The sequence below is a fragment of the Specibacter sp. NPDC078709 genome, from assembly GCF_040686795.1.
Classification (GTDB): domain Bacteria; phylum Actinomycetota; class Actinomycetes; order Actinomycetales; family Micrococcaceae; genus Specibacter.
Map to the genome: position 1 here is coordinate 556,490 of NZ_JBFBLU010000001.1, position 19,479 is coordinate 575,968.

12 protein-coding genes and 1 other annotated feature are annotated in these 19,479 nt (G+C 54.2%); of the genes, 7 read left to right on the forward strand and 5 right to left on the reverse strand.

The annotated features are described in order from the left end of the window. Window positions 1-47: 47 nt before the first annotated feature. The 3 genes from AB0P14_RS02435 to AB0P14_RS02445 form a co-directional block, all read right to left on the reverse strand. Window positions 48-605 carry a hypothetical protein gene (locus tag AB0P14_RS02435; RefSeq protein ID WP_363837230.1) on the reverse strand — a complete coding sequence of 186 codons (558 nt, stop codon included), beginning with the start codon at window positions 603-605 and terminating at the stop codon, window positions 48-50. Between the two features lie 144 nt (window positions 606-749). Beyond that, window positions 750-1,532 (reverse strand): glycosidase, encoded by a 783-nt coding sequence (locus AB0P14_RS02440; protein ID WP_363837233.1) that lies wholly within the window; start codon window positions 1,530-1,532, stop codon window positions 750-752. 82 nt (window positions 1,533-1,614) lie between these two features. After that, entirely contained in the window at window positions 1,615-2,454 is an 840-nt protein-coding gene (locus AB0P14_RS02445; RefSeq protein ID WP_363837235.1) for a DUF3883 domain-containing protein, read from the reverse strand. A gap of 559 nt (window positions 2,455-3,013) precedes the next feature. Here AB0P14_RS02445 and AB0P14_RS02450 point away from each other — a divergent pair. The 3 genes from AB0P14_RS02450 to AB0P14_RS02460 all read left to right on the forward strand — a co-directional run bounded on the left by AB0P14_RS02450 (window position 3,014) and on the right by AB0P14_RS02460 (window position 11,394). Next, window positions 3,014-5,047 carry a hypothetical protein gene (locus tag AB0P14_RS02450; RefSeq protein ID WP_363837238.1) on the forward strand — a complete coding sequence of 678 codons (2,034 nt, stop codon included), beginning with the start codon at window positions 3,014-3,016 and terminating at the stop codon, window positions 5,045-5,047. Between the two features lie 496 nt (window positions 5,048-5,543). Next, window positions 5,544-5,945, forward strand: a complete 402-nt coding sequence (locus AB0P14_RS02455; RefSeq protein ID WP_363837241.1) for a hypothetical protein — start codon at window positions 5,544-5,546, stop codon at window positions 5,943-5,945. 43 nt (window positions 5,946-5,988) lie between these two features. Beyond that, window positions 5,989-11,394: a DEAD/DEAH box helicase gene (locus AB0P14_RS02460; protein WP_363837244.1), complete on the forward strand. Its 5,406-nt coding sequence runs from the start codon at window positions 5,989-5,991 to the stop codon at window positions 11,392-11,394. 622 nt (window positions 11,395-12,016) lie between these two features. Here the strand turns inward: AB0P14_RS02460 and AB0P14_RS02465 are convergent. Continuing rightward, window positions 12,017-12,664, reverse strand: coding sequence for a hypothetical protein (locus AB0P14_RS02465; protein WP_363837245.1), 648 nt, complete (start codon window positions 12,662-12,664; stop codon window positions 12,017-12,019). A 120-nt stretch (window positions 12,665-12,784) separates the two neighbouring features. Between AB0P14_RS02465 and AB0P14_RS02470 the strand changes: the two genes are divergently transcribed. The 4 genes from AB0P14_RS02470 (at window position 12,785) to AB0P14_RS02485 (ending at window position 18,143) form a co-directional block, all read left to right on the forward strand. Then, on the forward strand, window positions 12,785-14,203 hold the full coding sequence (locus AB0P14_RS02470) for a hypothetical protein (protein ID WP_363837248.1): 1,419 nt from the start codon (window positions 12,785-12,787) through the stop codon (window positions 14,201-14,203). Between the two features lie 92 nt (window positions 14,204-14,295). Continuing rightward, window positions 14,296-16,026 carry a DEAD/DEAH box helicase gene (locus AB0P14_RS02475; RefSeq protein WP_363837250.1) on the forward strand — a complete coding sequence of 577 codons (1,731 nt, stop codon included), beginning with the start codon at window positions 14,296-14,298 and terminating at the stop codon, window positions 16,024-16,026. A 142-nt stretch (window positions 16,027-16,168) separates the two neighbouring features. Beyond that, window positions 16,169-16,870 carry a DUF3883 domain-containing protein gene (locus AB0P14_RS02480; RefSeq protein ID WP_363837253.1) on the forward strand — a complete coding sequence of 234 codons (702 nt, stop codon included), beginning with the start codon at window positions 16,169-16,171 and terminating at the stop codon, window positions 16,868-16,870. 53 nt (window positions 16,871-16,923) lie between these two features. Next, window positions 16,924-18,143 (forward strand): IS3 family transposase gene (locus AB0P14_RS02485; protein ID WP_363837255.1). Its coding sequence is split into 2 segments (ribosomal slippage): window positions 16,924-17,203 and window positions 17,203-18,143, totalling 1,221 coding nucleotides; the frame shifts between segments, so codons are not numbered across the junction. After that, window positions 17,202-17,315: a sequence feature (AL1L pseudoknot), on the forward strand. It overlaps the preceding gene by 114 nt. A gap of 43 nt (window positions 18,144-18,186) precedes the next feature. Here the strand turns inward: AB0P14_RS02485 and dcm are convergent. Next, complete coding sequence (gene dcm, locus AB0P14_RS02490) at window positions 18,187-19,449, reverse strand: DNA (cytosine-5-)-methyltransferase (RefSeq protein WP_363837258.1); 1,263 nt, start codon at window positions 19,447-19,449, stop codon at window positions 18,187-18,189. Between the last annotated feature and the right edge of the window lie 30 nt (window positions 19,450-19,479).

Consider the following 19,479-nt stretch of genomic DNA (forward strand, 5'->3'; position numbering starts at 1 on the left):
CTCGTTCCTGCCTACCGTGGGCGGCAGGCAGGAACAATCAACAGTTGCTAGAGCGCACCTTTGAAGATGGCGGCTTTGTCAGTGAACATGTTGGGCCCACTGATTTCCACCCGGACAGCACCGGCATCGGCAGCGGCAATGCCTGCGCCGAACTTCACGGTCTGGGTCTCACCGGGCAGGATGGTGCTCAACATATTCAGGCCAAGGTCACTATCCATGTCGGTCACAGATTCGGTCTGGGCGTTCGTCTCACCGACGGTGACCTTCGGAAGCGACATGAGGGCAGCTTCGAGGTCCTCGTCGCTGCCATTCATGACGGTCAGTTCAAAAACGGCAGCCTGGCCTTCAATAGCGCCGTGCGCGTATTCGCCCACCGACTGGAAACCGAGCGAGGTCACGGTGACCTTCACTCCGCTTTCGTAGGTGACGGTCTCGCCCAAGGCAGCGGAGCGGTCTGCCGGCTTTTCGGCCGTCTCTGCAGCAGGCTTCTCGGCCTGGTTGACTGCCGAGTCGGCGCCAGCCAAGCTGTCGACGGTGGGTGCTGCACTGGAACAACCGGCCAACAAAAGTGCCGCCAGCGGCAAGGCAACTAACAACTTCTTCATGATTTCCCCTACGAGTGATGATGAAAGACCAACAGGACCGTTGAGAACGGTTCCGCAACCAAATCCGTGGTGGATTGGGCCTATTCACAACGTACGTTGAGGGTCTGACAAAGTTGCTCGTAGGGTGTCAGCTGCCGCTTATTGTCAGCCGCGCAGCACGTCCTTCGTGGCGTGGTTGTAGTGGAAGGTCACCGGTCCACCGGCGTGTGCGAACTCGTGGTTGGCGCCATCCAGCAGCCCAAATGCACCGTAGTTCTCATCCCAGTTACCGTTCACTACAGCCTTGTAGCTGTACTGCCCGGCGGGGAGATCGGCCGAGAGCTGCCAAACACCGTCAATGGAATCGAGCTGCATCTGCACGTTGGAGTGGCTGGGATCCCAGTTCGCCGCACCGAGCGCTTCGCCGAAGGTCCCGGCCAAGGCAACCGATGCGGGCTGGTTTTCCAGCACTGCACTGGGCTTCGACGTTTCAGCAACAGGCCCCACTTTGGTAGGTGATGCCTTGGAGGCTGGCTTCTTGGAAGCTGCCTTCTTTGCAGGAGTCTTGGCCGCTGGCTTATCAGCCGGCTTTTCGGGCAGCGGAGTCCCCGCCGGAATCAACGTGCCGTTCTTCAGGGCATCAGCCAATGATTCAACGGTGTCGAAGGCTACCGTTGCGCGCAGTCCGTTATCCGTAATCTCCCAGCCACTGCGACCTTTAGTCATCCAGCCTGCCTTGACTAGTTCTGCGGTGGCCTTGGTTAGGTTTTTGTGACCGCGGGGAATGCCGCCTGAGAGGAGCTCTGACTCTTCCTTGGTAAAAGGAATGCGGGCCACGGCTTCAGCTAGGACCACTCCCCCGTTGGGCTTCTCATCTAGCCAAGATCCGGCTGCCATGATGTCTAGAACTTCTTTAAGTCGACGGTTGGTGTTGTTGCGAATGGCCACAGTGGTCCTCCTGTAGAAGCGGGTACAGAACTACTGTGGCACGGGGAGAAGTTACGGGACAGTACATGACGCGGGGTGGCAACTACGCAGGGTATGCGTCAAAGTCACGCGGCACCAGTGAACAAGACTCTTCCAATGAACCAGGCAATGTAAACAATCCAGGCGTCGACTTACCGAACCCAAAAACACGATATAGATGGAACTTCTCTGGAACTTCTGTGGATAACGACACCTCGTTACGCGTAGCAACGAACGGCCAGGTCTCCGCCCTACGAGTCGTCTTCACCTCGATTAGGCGCTCTGCGCCAGTTGAATCAAAAGACAGAATATCGAAACCCAAACCATCACCTTGGGTAACTGAAATATGCTCAACCTCATTGGCCAGATTGGCCATCCCGGCCCGGCGCAGTCTTGCCTTCTCAAAATTTATTACTGCAAGTTCACCTGCCAATCCGAGCTCTCGCTTGCTGGCCTCTAACTGTACAAAGTCATGCTTTACGGCTTGACGATGATAGATTCGGTCTGACATTTCAATGACTGGTGCCACTGATTGTCGAAGCAAGAAATCTACTTCAGACATATTTACAGGTTCATCGACCGCTTTAATCATGAGCGCCTCAACTTCAGAATCGATTCTAAGGCGGCGTTCAACTTCCAATCGAAGCGACTTCTGCACATTATTACGCGGTTTATAGCCATTAATGTAGAAGGATCTCAGCTGGTGGAGAACAGCGCTAATATTAGCATGCTTGAACTCAATGGCGCCCTTGCTACGCCCAATTGCTTCTTGAAGATTGCGATTGAACTGGGATTTGTTAATCACTTCACCGGCCAGCTCAGCACTCAGCATCTCAAAATACGTATCCACAGTGACCACAACTTCATCATCCGACCACGATGTTCCAGCCTTATTCGAGTCCATCATGCCAGGCTACATCAAGGATTCTCTAAGCTGAAAAGTTTAACGAGCCTTTCGAGACTGGACCTTTTCTCTGAGGTTTGCCTGATGGGTCTCAAAACCCAAAAAAGTACTTTGGTTGTATCGGCTAATCTGCCGGAACGCCGAGAGAACAACCAATCACCTATGATACTTAACCTGCACCGCTGTGACCCGCATGCAATCCGTCACCGGCACACGTCAATTGGTCAGCCCCGATCCACCGTAGACCTCGCCGCATGAACGGTCGAGGTTGATGGTCAGAATCTAAGGGCGCGAGTGCCGATTTGGAGAATAGATGAGTGTCGACTTCGACAGACAATTAGCCGAGGATCCACATAGTCAGTGAAACTGGCTGTCTCCGACTGCGGATGATGGTCGGATCCTGGGGGGGGAGCGCCGACACGAAAAAGTATTTCCCTGAAATCGTGAGAACGTCTATTTTCCATGCAGCTCATCGTTTGCGCCTCGACAAATACACCGTGTTTCGAGTGATCCACGGCGGAATTCAAGAATGTCAGTGCCTCCCATTACAATCACTACCATGGGGGAACTAGAAGCCTTAGAGACGTATGTTGACTACGACATGTGGCAGTCGAAACTGTCGCAGGTATTTTTTCCGATGAGTCAACCTGATGAACCTGTGATCATGTTCATTGATGATGAGGAACTATCACGGTTCTTTCCTCATTTGGTTGATCCTGTGGAGTCTTTGCGGTCTGCAGTTTTGGCAGAGCTCCGGCAAACAGACAAGTCCACAATATTCGATGCTATAGACAGGCGCCTTGCCAATTGGAGGAGAGGCCCGCGGAATCAGGCGCCGCCGTGCTTACCCCTTTTAGCAGTCACAGTGCTCGCCGGCTCTCGAATGAGAAATGACGGAGAATTCTCGAAGTCAGCTTATTATCCTCGCTTGGTCAATTTGATGACTTCCGGATCAAATAGCTTGACGGCCAACGGGATTCAAAAGCACTTTGATCTAGTAGCTGAGATGTGGCAAGTACTTGACAAGTGGGTAGAGAGTAATCAGGATTTTGTCGGTCCTAGCACTATCTACCAAGGTAGTTACAGCCGAATTGGATACCCTCTCTCTCAAACACTGATGAAAGCATCCGATCGAGAGCAGTTGTCAATTTTTCTCCAAAGGCGGCGAGTTGATCGACGATCAAAATCTTCACCTGAGCACTTGCTTGGTCTCTTACGGCTATGGCTTGATAAGCCAAGGGGGTTCTCGAAGGCATTTGTAGACCTGATTCAAAAAGGTTCAGGCAATCCTCTACTATTAGCCGTCATTGCAAAACTGGCTGACGAGCAATCCTCCGATATTCCTGCAGTTGCAGGAAAGATAAGATTGGACCTAAGCCTTTGTATCGATCCAGAGGATTGGTCGGTAAGTTGGGTGATCCCGGTTAATCCGAGACTGCACTCACAGAAGCTTAGGACGAGCAATGGGGCTCTGATAGCGATCCAAGAGCCAGAATACGGCACAGTCTACGACATATCCGAAGGGTCTCTCCCGGAGCCGATCTCGCTATTGAATCACAGATTTAGGGCGTTCGGTGAGAATGCCGTCGTCACCAAGAATTTGCGTCAATTGTGGATCTTACGCATGGAGCCGTCATCGGGTCGTTGGCAGTCTGTGAGCGATGTAATTCCAGGCGAGCAACATCTGCTGGTTGTCCAGCAATCAGATGTTCCGGAGATGGACGATCTCCTGTCCAAGAGTGCCGCGACTGGACACTGGAAATTTCGCACAGTCATCTTCCCTGGATGGAGTGTATATGTTGATGTCTCGTTCAACGGGCCAATTGGGTTGTCCACAACGGGCACGTTCATCAGTGTAGAAGAGCTGCTCAAGCCGGCTCCCAATCTGCGGCCCAAGCTTATAAATGGCCTCGAGCTGCGGACGGTAGTTGGTGGCCGACACTTTCTCTCAGGTGGTGAACCGGATTTGCAACTTCCTGAGGATCCTTCGAAGGAATTCATTCAGGTCCGGCTTGATGGTCGACTTCCCGGTACCCGAGTAAAGCCCAATGGCTCGCTCTTTCCATTGCGGCTGGCTGGACCGTTTGATGAAGGCAAGCACGCCGTCTCCGTTGACGACGTCACTCTGGATTTTTTCGTTCACCCGAGTGGCTCTGCTGCACAGTGGGAGGCCGTGCAACCCGAAAGCATTACCGATCTCTTACCTTCTGGTTTCGGGCACAAAGTAGGCCGTTCAAAATTCGTGGTGTCCAGACGAGGAAAGGATGCTGCTGTCTGGTTTGTCAGCCCTTCAGGAAAAGTACGCATGCAACGTGAGTCGCCAATTTCTCATCTCAGTATGAGGCTCGGCTTCCCTGAGTCGTACCAATGGAAAGTACTGGTACCCGCAGGAACTGCCTGGGTGCTTGCCGAACGAGCAGGGAAAATATCCCAGCTACAACAGATCACTTCAGATCCACCGAATTTTGATCCGCTAGACATTCCCTCACAGTTCTTCTGGAGAAGGGCCGCTAGCGAGACTATCGACCATACAAACCGTCTCTGGCGCGCATACTTATCGCAATCAATGCAGGAGAGCATTCATGGACGGTGACTTAGTTCTACAGTGGTTAAGCTCGAGAGAGCACGGAAGTATGACCGACGTTGTTTCGTCAGTTGGGGCCGTGATGGATGGGGTCCCGTCGGTAAACCTGCCTGCCGCCCGAGCATATTTATGGCGTTTGGAGGTCCTGGGGTATTTGGATCAATCGTGGTCAGAGGGCAAATGGCGTATTCGACCAACATTGGTGACACAACTTCCAGGGTCCTCAGCATTTGCTCTGGTCATTGGAAAACGGTCACCTGTGTTAGAAGCCCGACTTGAAGCAGACATGGTCTTGCACAGGCTGGCACCGGTACGACCTGGAACCGGGCCACTTAGCGACCCACGAACTTTGATCGTTGAGTACGACAATGAAGCAGAGCTCCACGAGGCTGCTGCCAGTTCAGGAGCAGCCTTCATATCGTGTGCAGCGATGTCCATAGCCGAAGGACTCCCCTCAATTGGCCTCGGACCGCTAGCAGGAGGACCAAACACTCAAAGTTCCCCATTGCAGATGTTCAATGTTCAAACGGCAAAATTCATGCACGTTGAAATTTTTCGTCGGGATGGACTGTACAGGCAGAAGGTGAACGGACGGTCTGTGTACTGGTTGCTAGAGTCGGGTATTTGGTACTCAACCACCTATTCCGAAGGTGTGTGCTTAGCCAAAGCAGAAATTGACGTCGACTGCCTAGAACTGCAAATTACGGAAGATGCTGACGATCCCATCGGTACGCTCCGTGTCGACAATGGCCTGCCGCTGCCGATGCCACACCTCCAAGCACTGACTTTTTGCAGCGGGTTCCACCCCGACAAGACCTCGGATGGGAGTTTGACATTTGAAAACGTTCCGAGCTCCGTCGCCAATTCTGTCGCACGATCTGTTCATCAACAGCTACAAATCATCTAGCTAAAATGCCAAGTTCTAGTTCGTTCAACAGGAAGACGCAGCCATGCCTATCGACATAGTTGAGACATTCGATCACTTGCGGGAATCTTACTTCCGCTATTACGACACACCGTTTGGACTTGCTGATGAGAAACTCATGGCCGAGCGTCGTCGAATCCTTGACAAGGACAACGGCGTTTACCGAGAACCATTTATCGAACTGCGGCCCGAATACAAGGTCTCAGCACAAACGTTCGAGCAGTCAGTGGAGCACGCCCAGGCTTCAAAAGACCTCGTTGAGTTCGCACGGACCGGGCTCATTCCTGCCGGTCGAGACTTGTACACCCACCAAGAGTCCGCATTGACATCCGTTGTGAGGGATAAACGTAATGTTGTCGTCTCCGCTGGAACCGGCGCCGGTAAAACCGAGGCATTCCTTCTGCCCTTACTGTCGAACCTTTTGACTGAATCGACATCATGGACAGGGCAGGGGGCCTCTCCTGTTCCATGGTGGCGAAGGGAGAATCAGCCATTCGTTCCGCAGCGGGGCACCGAGTCGGGACGCACCCAAGCTGTGCGCTCCATCATCCTGTATCCGATGAACGCGCTCGTTGATGACCAACTCATCAGGCTTCGTAAGGCCCTCGACAGTGACGAGGCCCGAGCCTGGTTGGACAAGCATAGACGTGGGCATCGCTTCTACTTCGGACGGTACACCGGAGCGACGCCTGTCACGGGTTCAGTTGGCGATAAGGTTCCATTAGGGAATCTAAGATCCTATCTGCAGGATGTCGATCAGCGCAGTGCCCAAATGCGCCAGCTTGATGATGAATCCAGGTTCTTCATGCCTCACTTGGGCGGAGCAGAGATGGTCTCGAGATGGGATATGGCCGACGCTGCACCGGACATTCTCATCACCAACTATTCGATGCTCAATGTCCTGCTCCTTCGCGATCAAGATAGCCGATACTTCGACTCAACTCGCGCGTGGCTTAGTGCCAGCCCCGACCATCGCTTCACATTCGTTGTAGATGAGCTGCATTCCTACAGGGGTACCGCGGGTACGGAAGTCGCGCTGCTGATCCGGAATTTGAAGATGCGGCTCGGGCTCGGTGAAGACTCCAAACAATTCCAAGTCATCGCAGCATCGGCTTCGTTGGAAGCCAACCGGGACGAAGCGTATGTCGAGGAATTTTTTGGAGTGTCACGCAACTCATTTGATTTTCTTCCCGGAGAACTCATCCGCGCCCAGCATCCCGCACTTGACCTGTCCGAAACTGGGTTCGCAAACCAAGCGGCTACTCCCAGCCATGCGGACGAAATTATCGGTGCAAGCGCACTCAGTAACGTATTTTTTCGGAACGAAAAGGGTGAACTCCTGTCTCACCCCAACGCGAAGTCCCTACGACAGATTGGCGAACAACTCTTTGCGGCGTTGCCTGAAAGCTCCCGCGGTCCAGCCGTGCAAAGAGTCTTGAAATCTGCTGCGTCATCTGTTGAACAGACTGAAGTGGTCAAGTGGCCGTTACTAAGAAGCCATCTATTTTTCCGAAATGTACCGGGAATGTGGGCCTGCACCGATCCTTCCTGCCCAGAAATTCAGGAAGATACCAGCGAAACTAGGCGTGTAGGACGGCTATATTCCGAACCAGTGGGCCGCTGTTTATGCGGCTCCAGGGTATTAGAACTCCTGTACTGCCAGAACTGCGGGGATGTCTTCCTCGGTGGTTATGTTCCTTCCGGTTCGACCCAACAGCCGGGGAAAGCCGTAACCCTACTGGCGGACCTGTCCGATATACAACATTTGCCTGATCACGTAGGTCTTGAGCGAACGGCGAACAACTATTTGCTGTACTGGCCTCAGACACGAAGGCCAGATCTGGAAGCGCTTGAATGGAATGCAGACAATAAGAAGGTGAAGTACACATTCCTACGCTCGATCTTGAGGCCCGAGACAGGAGAGCTCCGTCCGACGGTTAGCGATGGCCACACCGGCTGGACGTTCAGAGTTACGACTCCGGCAGGCAAACGAAATGCCGAACACTTGTCACCATTACCAACCAGGTGCCCAAATTGTGCCGACGATTGGGAGATCAGGCACACGGCGGAAGGACCTGTTCGATCTGATGACAAAAAACGTCAAAGGTCACCCCTCCGCGCCATGCGCACTGGTTTCGAGAAAATAAATCAGGTATTGATCACGGAATTGTTTCAAGACCTCGAGCCAGCAAACCGAAAGACTATCGTTTTCGCGGATAGCCGTCAGGACGCCGCAAAGCTATCGTCGGGAATTAGCCTCAGGCACTACCAGGATCTATTGCGGCTACTTCTCCATAGGGAACTTGCAGGATCAGATCAGGTTACAGCTGATATTTCTCTGGCTAAAGAACACTACTTGAACGGTAAACGGAGCCCAGAATCTCGAGACGCGATCAATCGCTTAAGAGCCAAGGATCTGAAAGCGTTTACTACTCTGCAGGACGTATGGGATCTCGAAAGTAGTATGCCGGAAACTGAAGCCATACATGAATTGAATCAACCCCCTTCCATTCCCGTACTAACTGCACGGATCAGTCAGCGACTCGTTGAAATGGGCATAAATCCCGGCGGACCATCGGCTTCTCTTCAGGGAACCGACGAGAAAGACACTCTTTCTTGGTCGCATATTTACCGTTGGGATCCGGTACCTTCACGAAAACCTGATCTTTCAATACCTCAGAAAAAACTAGAAGCTGCCATAGACAAAAATCTACAAAAGGAAGTTATTGACGGGTTGTTTTCAGGAGTCGGGCGAGACTATGAATCCTTAGGACTTGGGTGGGTAGGACTTGTCGGCGCTCTCAGTGGCGCTCAGGACTCTCGCTCTTCGGCGGCTATCGCACAATCCAGCTTGCGAATTCTAGCCGGAATGCGACGATTCGCTGGTATGAGGAATGAATCCGAGACGCCACCCAGGAAACTCAAGACTTTTTGGCAGTCAGTGGCGAAGATGTTCGACTTGGATTTCGACGACGTTCAGACTTCAGTCCGGAAGGAATGGGGAGATTCGGTTTCTCAATTCCTCATACATCCCGACAAGGCAACCATCTATCAGCCCTCCGGAAGTGACTGGACATGTGAGAATTGCCGACGGCGGCACCTCGTACAGGGGTGCGGACTGTGCACGTATTGCGGTAAGCAACTTCCAGCGGCGACTGATCATGAGACGAACCTTGATTATTATGGCCACAAGGCCCTCCACGGCGCCGGACAGTTCCGCCTGACAGCAGCTGAGCTGACCGGGCAAACCGATAGACTTGCCGCCCAATCGAGGCAGGCTCGGTTCCAGAATGTTTTCCTCGACCAGAAGGAGAACAAGAAATCCGATGGCATTGAGCTCTTGTCCGTAACGACAACAATGGAAGCGGGTGTAGATATTGGGGCCCTCGACTCCGTCATCTTGGCCAATATGCCACCCACCCGCTTCAATTACCAGCAGCGAGTTGGACGTGCTGGGCGTCGAATGACACCCATGGCAATATCGCTTACTGTGTGCAGGGGACGCAGCCACGACGAGTACTATTTTGGACGTCCAGAACTCATTACCAATGAACCAACACCGAAGCCATATCTTGCGCTTAACCGTCCCGAAATATATCTGCGGGCTCTAAGGAGTGAGACACTCCGGCGTGCTTTTATCGATCTTACCGATGTCCTCGCACTTGACGAAGAATTCTCCGGACTTGGCCGGAACACCCACGGTCAATTCGGGCTAGTGACAGACTGGCACAAGGTGAAGCCGCATCTAAGTTTTTGGCTCGACGACAATCGGACCATCGTCGAGAAATCCGTGACAGCTTTCGCGACTTATACAAATCTTAGTCCCGACGACCTGAACGGCGCACGCGCCGACATAGCCAATCTGGTAGAAGATATTTCCAGGATCGTAGCTCTTGACACCCCGGGCCATTCAGACCTGAGCCAGCGACTGGCAGAAAATGGACTCCTGCCGATGTTCGGATTCCCGTCAAAGGTTCGAGACCTATACCTTAAGAGACCAAATCTCGCCTTCCCCTGGCCGCCGGATAACGTCATTGATCGAGATGCCGCAATGGCAGTAAACCAGTTCGCTCCTGGCAGTGAACTGGTACGCGACGGGCAGATCTATCCAGTCATTGGCGCGGCCGCGTTCTACCCGGCCGGTCGAAACGTCAGCAAAGAAGTCAACGCTTTAGGCGACCAACGACTGATCGATACTTGTCGGCAATGCGCCTATGTGGAGGAAAAACCAACAGATTCGGACCACTCCGAAGGTGCCTGCCCACGATGCGAGGCCGACCCCGGAATCTTCAGCACCATCGATCTACGGGAGCCCAAGGGATACCGGGCAGGTACACCTCGTGACTTTGACGGGAACTTCTCCTGGTCACCCAAGTCCACATCGACCCGGGCCGTGGCTGATCTCAAAATACTGGAATCCGTATCCCTTTCCAACTCAGTTGCATACTCGGGCCCAGGAAAGCGGTATGTCATTAATGACAACTCCGGAAAATCCTTCGAGTTTAAGCAGGCTCTTTCAAACGATCACTGGGGTGGTTACGTAGCGGTAGCAGCTGATGGGACAACACCAGTTCACACTGACCAGTCGGTGGCAGCAATCTCAGTGGCACTTGGAACTATTCAGCCAACGGATTTCCTCTTCTACGGACCCCAGTCAGCAGTGGTTGAGAGTGAGGGGCTGCGGCTGGATCTGAGCGCAGGAATGCCCCAACAATATGGCGCCTATGATTCTATCCAAGGTCGCCGGGCTGCCTGGTACTCGCTGAGTTTTCTGATGAGGACCGTGGCCGCCAACAAACTAGACATTCAGTCCCAGGAGTTCAACGCCGGAATCTACACAGGACTGCAAAACGGACGGCCAACCACGTTCGCTTTTCTTGCCGACACCTTGGAAAACGGCGCGGGTTTTAGTAGCCATTTGGGACGACCGGACATTCTGCCCGAGTTCCTCAAAGACGTGGACGCCTATCTAGAAGAACTCGGGGGTGAGCACTCCATCGAGTGCACGTCATCTTGCTACCGATGCCTGCGTGATTACTCGAATATGGCCTACCATGCACTGCTCGACTGGCGTCTAGCCAAAGACTTGAAATCAGTGCTCGATGGTCAGAGCCTGATTATCGATTTGGACACGCAACGAAAAACTATCCAAAACTGGGCGGCGGTCTACAACGTAGCGCCACTCTCAAACAGCTTCGCAGCCTGCGCGCTGTGGGACAAAGCTGCTGAGGGACGTATAGCAGTGGTTCTGCGACATCCCCTCGAATCTGCAGAACCGGACTTGATGCCGGAGAGACTGAAGAAGACTACGTCACAAATTCACGAAGAGAACCCGGGACTCGACGGAGTCGTCTATGTCGACGCTTTCATGCTTGATCGCGACCCGAACCATGCCGTCAATCTAATTCGGAGTCTGAGGATCGGCGCGTAGATATTAGCTTCCTGTTCCGTGTTTCAAATAACGTCTGAGGGAAATTGCCAGCAGGGGGTATGCGCTATGATCGCTTCCGGCGCTTATAGCGCGTAGGCCCTGTTGGCTACAAGCCCCCAGCAAGTGAGTGAGGTCAACCCGGATGCACGACCTGATCGACCCATACCCGCTACAGAAAGCCTCGTCTCTAAATACCCTTGCCGCCAGGTGCGTATCTGGCGACGCCGATCAAGAATAGCGTTTTGCGACGATCCCTGATATCTAGAATCGGTCGCACTCCCTGGCCTTATCCCACAGGCGATCCCATAGGCGCTTGGTCGATTCCTCCTTGATCCGGGCCGCTTCTTACCTCCACTCACATTTACGAAGTTGAAGCCGAGCTCCCGAAAAATCGGGGTAAAGTCCAAAATCGATATTTTTGCAGATTGCCGTCGCGAAACTGCCCCTGGCATCCAGTGGCGGAGTACTTTTCAGCCAATTCCAGCTTGTTTTGCGACAAAGCTACAAGCCAGTGCACCAGCCGATAGCATGCATTTTGACTCTCCGAGTCCCTACTGAACACAAGTCTCACTGTTTTCGAGCCACCTCGACCGATACCGCAGCCAGCGATATGGAAATAATTTTATGCGCTGTAGCGCCCTCTCCGACCTTGCACTTCTGCCTCGACTATGTAGAGGGCGCCCGGGCGTTCTTCTTCGGTCAACCTACGGAACTGGTCCCAAGCCCGATCCAGCGGAGTACTTTCACGTACATCAGCATGAATCCACTCTGCGAAGACCCGCTTCTCAGAAATGGTAAGGAGCGAATAGTCCGCTAGGAATTCAGCCTTAGAAGAGGGAAGGCTTTCACCTTTCTTGCACCGCTGGCAACAAGCGATCCACCCAATGCCTGGCGAACCCACCACGGTTAGCTTGGCAATTGTAAGGACCTCATCGAAGAACGGCTCGCCAGCCGCGGCACCGCAAGCCATGCAGCGATGGTTCGATGATGTTAAAGCTTCTTGCCTTTGTTTGGGGCTGGGTCCGTTGACTTTAATGGGAGATCTGTATCCAGCGACCCACACGTTGCCACCTATGCGCACAAGCCGTTGCTCGTCAAGCTCTAAATCGAGGTCCTCGGATCGGGTATTGATGATCCACCCATGATCCCGTAGATCACGCACACGACGATCAATCTGACTCACACCGGGGAAAGTCTCACGAAGCTCGTCCTTGGTGAAAACTTCACCTTCACCAACAAAGTCAGCAAGCCATAACGCTGCCTTCTTCATAGTCCCACCAGGGTACGTTCGCCAATCGGGGAGAACCAATATACGCTCCAACGCCATATCAAACGGTTAGGTAATCTCATCTAGTATAGGGCTACTAGTATCGGATAATTGGAGGTCGTAATGGGGCAATTGCCTCCCAACGCCGCAGCTGTGGCTCAGTTGATCGAGCAGCGTCTTGCAGCGCGCTTAGAAAAGACTGGTGAACAGCGGACACTCACAGTTGATTTCCGGGGACAACCTGAGATCCTGTCCGTGGTCTCATTGCCGGTGGACAGCTTAATGTTGAATCCAGATACCCACCGTATTCGCGCCCAAAAATCCCTAGATCCGGTGCGTGAGAAGGCACTTGAAGATGACCCTTACGGCGAAATGGCTCAAGGTTACCTTCAACATCTGCTAACTCGAGATCCCGTGAACCCTGAAAATGAAGATACTTCATTCAAGGAACTCCGGGAATCCCTAGACGAATACGGGCAAGAAGAACCCGGAATCGTGACGCGTGCCGGCGTATTAATTAATGCGAACACTAGATGTGTTGCCCTGAGAGAGTTAGGTAAACGAGAGATTCTCGTCGCCGTTCTTCCCAGCGACGCCGCGGAAGCCGACACCGAAGCTATCGAACTAGTCTTGCAACTCCGCAAAGAGCACAAGCGCGACTACTCTTTTGTCAACGCTCTCCTGGCGGTCGACGACCGAGTTGCACGTGGAGACGATCCCACAGCAATCCAAAAGGACTTCCGGATGCGGGCTGAGACTTATAAACGCTCCATTTGGATTCTGAATCTAATTCGTGACGCCATCGATCGCAGCCGTGTCCAACTCAAAGATGGCACTGAAGTAAAGATGCGGTTAGTCGACTTTGAGACCCATCAAGGCAAACTTGAAGAACTCCATAGAGCGTGGTCGAAATTAGAAAGAAGTGGCCAGCATGACCGTGCGAATCGACTACTTGAGCAGCGCCTGTTGGCCATCGTCATGGATAAATCCAAAACGGATGTACGCCTAATTGATGAGGACTTTCTCAAGAATCACGCCGCCGAGGTGTTGCCCCCAGGCGACTTCAGTCCCACAACGATCAACGTCCCTGGCGTACCAGGTGGTCTACAAGTTGCCGGGCCCAGTTCCGAAACGCAGCGCGTTTCCATGCTGACTGATTCAGCGTTGAAGGCTCGCGCCGTAAGACAGACGTCCACCGTTGCTACTCCCGATGAAGTAAGAATATCCGCCGCTAAGCTTGTCGAGCTCGACTCGGCTATCGAAAATGGTTTGACAACCGCGGGCAAGAGCGCGCGCCTAAAAAAGACACACGACGCCCCTATTCAATCGCTCGAAGACGCTACGGAAGATCTTCGTGCGGCTATTTCTGCCATTGCCGGTTCCAAAGCCGCAAGGTCATTTGACCCAGAGGAATTGGACAGCGCCCTACAAAGCTTCAAGAGGGAGCTAACCCGGCTCGCCCAGCACGTAAAACCAGCTGTGGTCGGCGGGGAGCTCAGTGAGGGTGTCGGCTGGTTGTTCAAGGCTGTCACTGCGTCGTGACCAAACTTCAGCTAAGTCTGGGTACGGCCGTTTCTCGCGTTGATCTTGTCCTGCACGGACCGTCGCAGGAGGCAGCGTCGAGGTTCACTCGTATGCGCGCACGATTTCCTTCTGCATCAACGGTGAACCCGCGGCATTTTTCGATAGACCTCGAGGACTTTTTTCACGGGTTGGAACGCCTTGGCGGATGGTCCGACGATGAAGTGCATTGGGAGCAAGAGCTCCTTGAACTCCTTCAAGGCAACATAAGCGATGTGGTAGATTCCGCTGGACTTGGGACGGCCCATGGGCGTTTAGGGGATAGGAACTTCCCGTTAGACTCGCTTCAAGCTCCTTGGGTCGCAGATATGCGACCGTTCCAGATAAGAGACCTCGCCGGACTTCTGTCCCTGTCTCACGGCGCGAACTTCAGCGTTCCCGGAGCTGGAAAAACTCGAGTCACCCTTGCGTATTTTGAAGCACGCCGCCAAGCCGGTGCCATCGAGCAATTGGTTGTTGTGTGTCCGAAGTCCGCCTACGAAGCCTGGACTACAGAGCTCGTTGGCTGCTACGACAAGGAGTCCACTCCCTCGATTGCCCAAGTAACCGGCAAGGCGATTCCCCCCACCGACATTGTCTTGGTTAACTACGAGCGTATAGCGGACCTGGTGGGTTCTCTGACCCTTCATCTAAGGGCCCGGCCCACACTCCTGGTTCTAGATGAAGCCCATCGCATGAAACTCGGCACCGCAGGCAAGTGGGGTCAAGCCTGCTATTCACTTGCTCCTCATGCGAAGACGCGCCTAATTTTGACCGGCACACCGGCGCCCAACGGTCCAGAGGACTTATCTAGTCTGTTCGGCTTTGTCTGGCCCGGTATGGGCCGCAGACGCGTTGAGGGTGCTCTGTCAGGTGCTAATTTACAGGCAGCTAGTCGTCAACTTGCGCCATTTTATGTGAGAACGACCAAAGAAGACCTAGCGCTACCGCCCACGACTATTGAACCGCGGCGCGTGAAGTTCGACGGAATTCACCGCCAAGTTTACGACGCTCTGATTGAGGCATCGCGCACTCGGGTAAAGGACTCCGCGGACCCAGCAGTCCTCAACATGACTGCATCAAGGTTGCTAATGGCCGCCGACTCACCTGCGCTACTGTCTCTGGGCCAGTCCCGGTACGACGCCCTTGATTTCAAGTTCGATTCGAGACAGGTGCCTCACGATAAGGCTCTCGATGCCCTGCTCCGAGACCTCCCCGCTTTGGAGTTTCCTCCGAAATACCGAGAAACTCTGGCGATCCTCAACGAGAACAGGATCGCGGGAAGGAAGACGATTGTGTGGTCGACTTACGTCAGAAACTTGACGTCGTTGCATGCACTCCTGGAAGATAACGGGCTCAATCCTGCCATGGTTCACGGCGGTACAAAGGATCGCGAGTATCAGCTTAAGAAATTCAGACACGACTCAACGTCATGGGTGTTGTTATCCAACCCCGCCACATTGGGCGAGGGTGTGAGTCTCCATCAGGTGTGCCATGAGGCCATCTACTTAGACCGCGACTACAACGCCGGTCGATACCTTCAATCGCTCGACCGGATCCATCGTCTAGGGCTACCCAGTGACGTCCGGACCCGTATGGTACTTCTAATCGCTGAAGGCACAATCGACGAGGTGGTTCACGAGCGTTTGGATCTGAAAATTCGGTTCCAACTAAATATTCTCAATGATCCGTACGTTGAGCAGCTAGTTGATATCGACATCGCGCCCGCACAATCTGAGGGGATGGATTCTGGAGACATCGCCGCACTCCTTGAGCATTTGAAGAACTATGACAACCCCAACTAGGACTCTGCAGGCTGCAGGTCGGTGGCTGCACTTGTTGCGAGGCGGTTCGCACTCACAAGCCAAGTCGTTGCTTTGGAACAACGCCCAGTATCAAGACCTGTCACGAGACCAATACGATCGTGGTTTCGCCCTCTTGAATAGAATGGGCATATATCTCCCCGGCGAAGGACTACGCCACGACCTCATCTGGGCATCTGGCGAACAGTTGAGAGCATTTTTTGCTGCGGATGTGATTGCAGAGAACCTCCCCATATGGCTCGAGGACAGCGTGGTGGAAGGCGCAATCGCTGATCCACCAACTGAGGCGATGGACATGGTATCCGCACTGGAGCTCAACGAAGACTGGGCACCAGAAATAATCCGCCGGGCATACGGCAAGGTTGATTTGGAGATGCGGGCGGCTGTCGGCGCAGCAGGTGAAGCAGCCCTCGCCGAGTTGCTGCTTCAATCGGGTGCGAACGCGGTGGAGCAAATCTCGGCATTCGACGATGGTGCTGGTTTTGACCTATGCGTTTACGTGGATAATGCCGAGTATCACCTTGAGGTAAAGAGTACTTCCAAGATGCGCTCGTTAAAAATTTTCCTAAGTCGCAACGAGTATGAGGTTTCCACTCGCGACCCGAGCTGGAGGCTGGTTACAGTGGGCCTAGACGACACGATGCAAGTCGCCGCCTTAGCCACGATTGATCAAGCGATGGTGCGTAGTCATGTTCCACTGGACGCGCCACCCGTTGGACGTTGGGCGAGTTCCCAGCTGCTGTTATCGAATAGTCATCTGACCAGGGGCCTGCATCTAGGCCACATCGATATCCAAGGTACTTCCTCGGATGTTTGGTGGGCGTAGTGAACCGCCCCGGGTTTAATGGAGGGTGTTGAATCCTTGAAAGGATGAGCACCATGGCACCACCGAAGAAATATCCAGATGAGCTTCGCCAGCGAGCAGTCCGCCTGGTGATGGACGCCCAGAAGAACCCGGCTGACCGGCGGGGAGCTTGCACCCGTATCGGCGCGCAGTTGGGTATCCCGGCGGACACGATCCGTGGCTGGGTCAAGATCGAAGAGATCGATCAGGGCGTGAGGCCTGGCACGACCACTGATGACGCGACCCGGCTGGCCGAGCTGGAGCGAGAGGTTACCGAGCTGCGGAGGGCGAACGCGATCTTGAAATCAGCGTCGGCTTTCTTCGCGGCGGAGCTCGACCGCCCCTCACGACGATGATCACTTTCATCGACCAGCACAAGGATGAATACGGGGTCGAGCCGATCTGCAGGCAGCTGCCGATCGCCCCCTCCACCTACTACGCTGCCAAGGCCCGCCCTGACTCCAAACGTACTGTCAGTGATGCAGTGACGACAGAAAAAATCAAACAGGTGCACAAGGAAAACTACGGTGTTTACGGGGCCAGGAAAGTCTATGCCGCCCTGAACCGTGCCGGCCACAAGGTCGCGCGGTGCACGGTGGAGAGGCTCATGCGCCGGTCCGGGCTGCACGGTGTGAGGCGGGCCAAGGGGCCTCGTACGACAGTGTCAGGACCCATCTCTGAGCGGCCGGCGGATCTGGTCCGGCGGCAGTTCACAGCCCCGGCACCAAACTGTCTCTGGGTGGCAGATATAACGTACATCAAGACGTTTTCTGGCTGGGGCTATGCGGCCTTCGTGCTGGATGTTTTCTCCCGCCGCGTGGTCGGGTGGCAGCTCTCCACCACCATGCACACAGCCCTAGCGCTGGACGCGTTGGAAATGGGATTATGGACTCGCCGGCATGATCGAAAAGATGTATCACAACTTATTCACCACTCGGACAGAGGCGTGCAGTATCGTGCGATCCGCTACGCCGAGCGCCTTGCCGAGTCAGAAGCCGTCTCTTCCGTAGGGGCCAAGGGTGATAGTTACGACAACGCCATGGCCGAGGCCCTCAACTCCCTCTTCAAGGCCGAGCTGGTCCGCAACAAGGGCCCCTGGACCGGCATCAATGACCTTGAAATAGCCGTCGCTGAATACATCGATTGGTACAACCACCGGCGCCTCCACGGCGAAATCGGATATATCCCACCCGTGGAAGCAGAAACCAATTACTACTCAAACCTGCCCGCCATCAAAACGATGGAACGGGTCTAATAAACCCTCCACCAAACCCGGGGCTTGACATAGTGTCGAGAGCCTAGCTGATGCGCGAGCGGGCCGACTTGTCGCTAAACGCAGAATGGCGAGCATGCTCGGCCTGCCCTGTAAACCCTTTGAACGTTCCCAGCTTAAAGGTTGGGCGCTTATCTGTTCCATGTACTTCGACTTCGAAGTCGTGTCGCAACCGATTCATGTGACCCATGAACTCATCACGGCTCATGCTTACACGAGCCCGCTTGATGGCAGCGCTGGGACTGAGAGGCGAATCAGCTGCCACCAACACGCGGTAGATCGGATCGTGGACAACCTCGCCGCTGACTATTTCATGAAGGTTTCGGGGTGTGCCCACGTTGTTCAGGGCGTTCGCAATAGATTCGCCAACTGCACGCGCAACAGGCGGCGGGAAGGCGTTGCCGATTTGACGGTAGACGCTGGTCTTCCGGCCTTGGAATTCCCAAGCGTATTCATTACCATCCCAACCCTGGATTCGCGAGACCATCGGGATCGTCAACTTCGGCATGAAGTTAATTGGCATGTCGGAACTCGGGGCGCTGTCGGCCACACCAGACCCGTCAACACTAAGCTTCTTCCACGCAGCCTTGGCTCTCGTCGGACCGAGGTCAGCACCTCCGTGCTTCTTTGAGCCGCCGACGATGGTCGGCCCGATGCTATTTGCCCGCCTCGCCCAGTCTTGGGCACCCGCCCAGCCATTGGCAGCCATGAGCGACTCCAGAACTGTCCCGACGGATAAAACATCGGCCCTCGGCTCCGGCCATTTGAAGTAGGCTGCATCTTCATGAGAAAGCGCAACTAGTACGAACCGTGGCCGGAGCTGGGGCACGCCAAAATCTTTGGCCTCGAGGAGCTTCCAGTCCGACCAGTATCCCAGTTCCAACAGTCTGTCTTTAACCCGTTGGCGGTAGGCAGCAAATCGGGGCATGGATAGCCCACGCACGTTTTCTAGAAGCACCGCCCGAGGCCGCATCATACCGACGGCTTCTACAGCCCACGCGAAAAGATCACGCTCATCCTCAGCACCAAGCTGCTTACCAGCCATCGAAAATGGTGGGCATGGAACTCCGCCGGCAAGCAGATCAACACCGTCGAAGTCTCCGGGGTTCCAAACTGATATATCGGCCACGTCGCCCACTCTGACATCCCACAGGGGACGGTTGTGGCGGAGCGTGTTTGCCGCATGATGGTCAATCTCAATGGCCAAGCGATGTTGGAATCCAGCGAGGTCTAAGCCGAGAGCTTGGCCGCCAGCGCCAGCACAGATCTCGACTACAGATAACGACATGATTCCTCCGACGACTAAAGCTTGGGCATA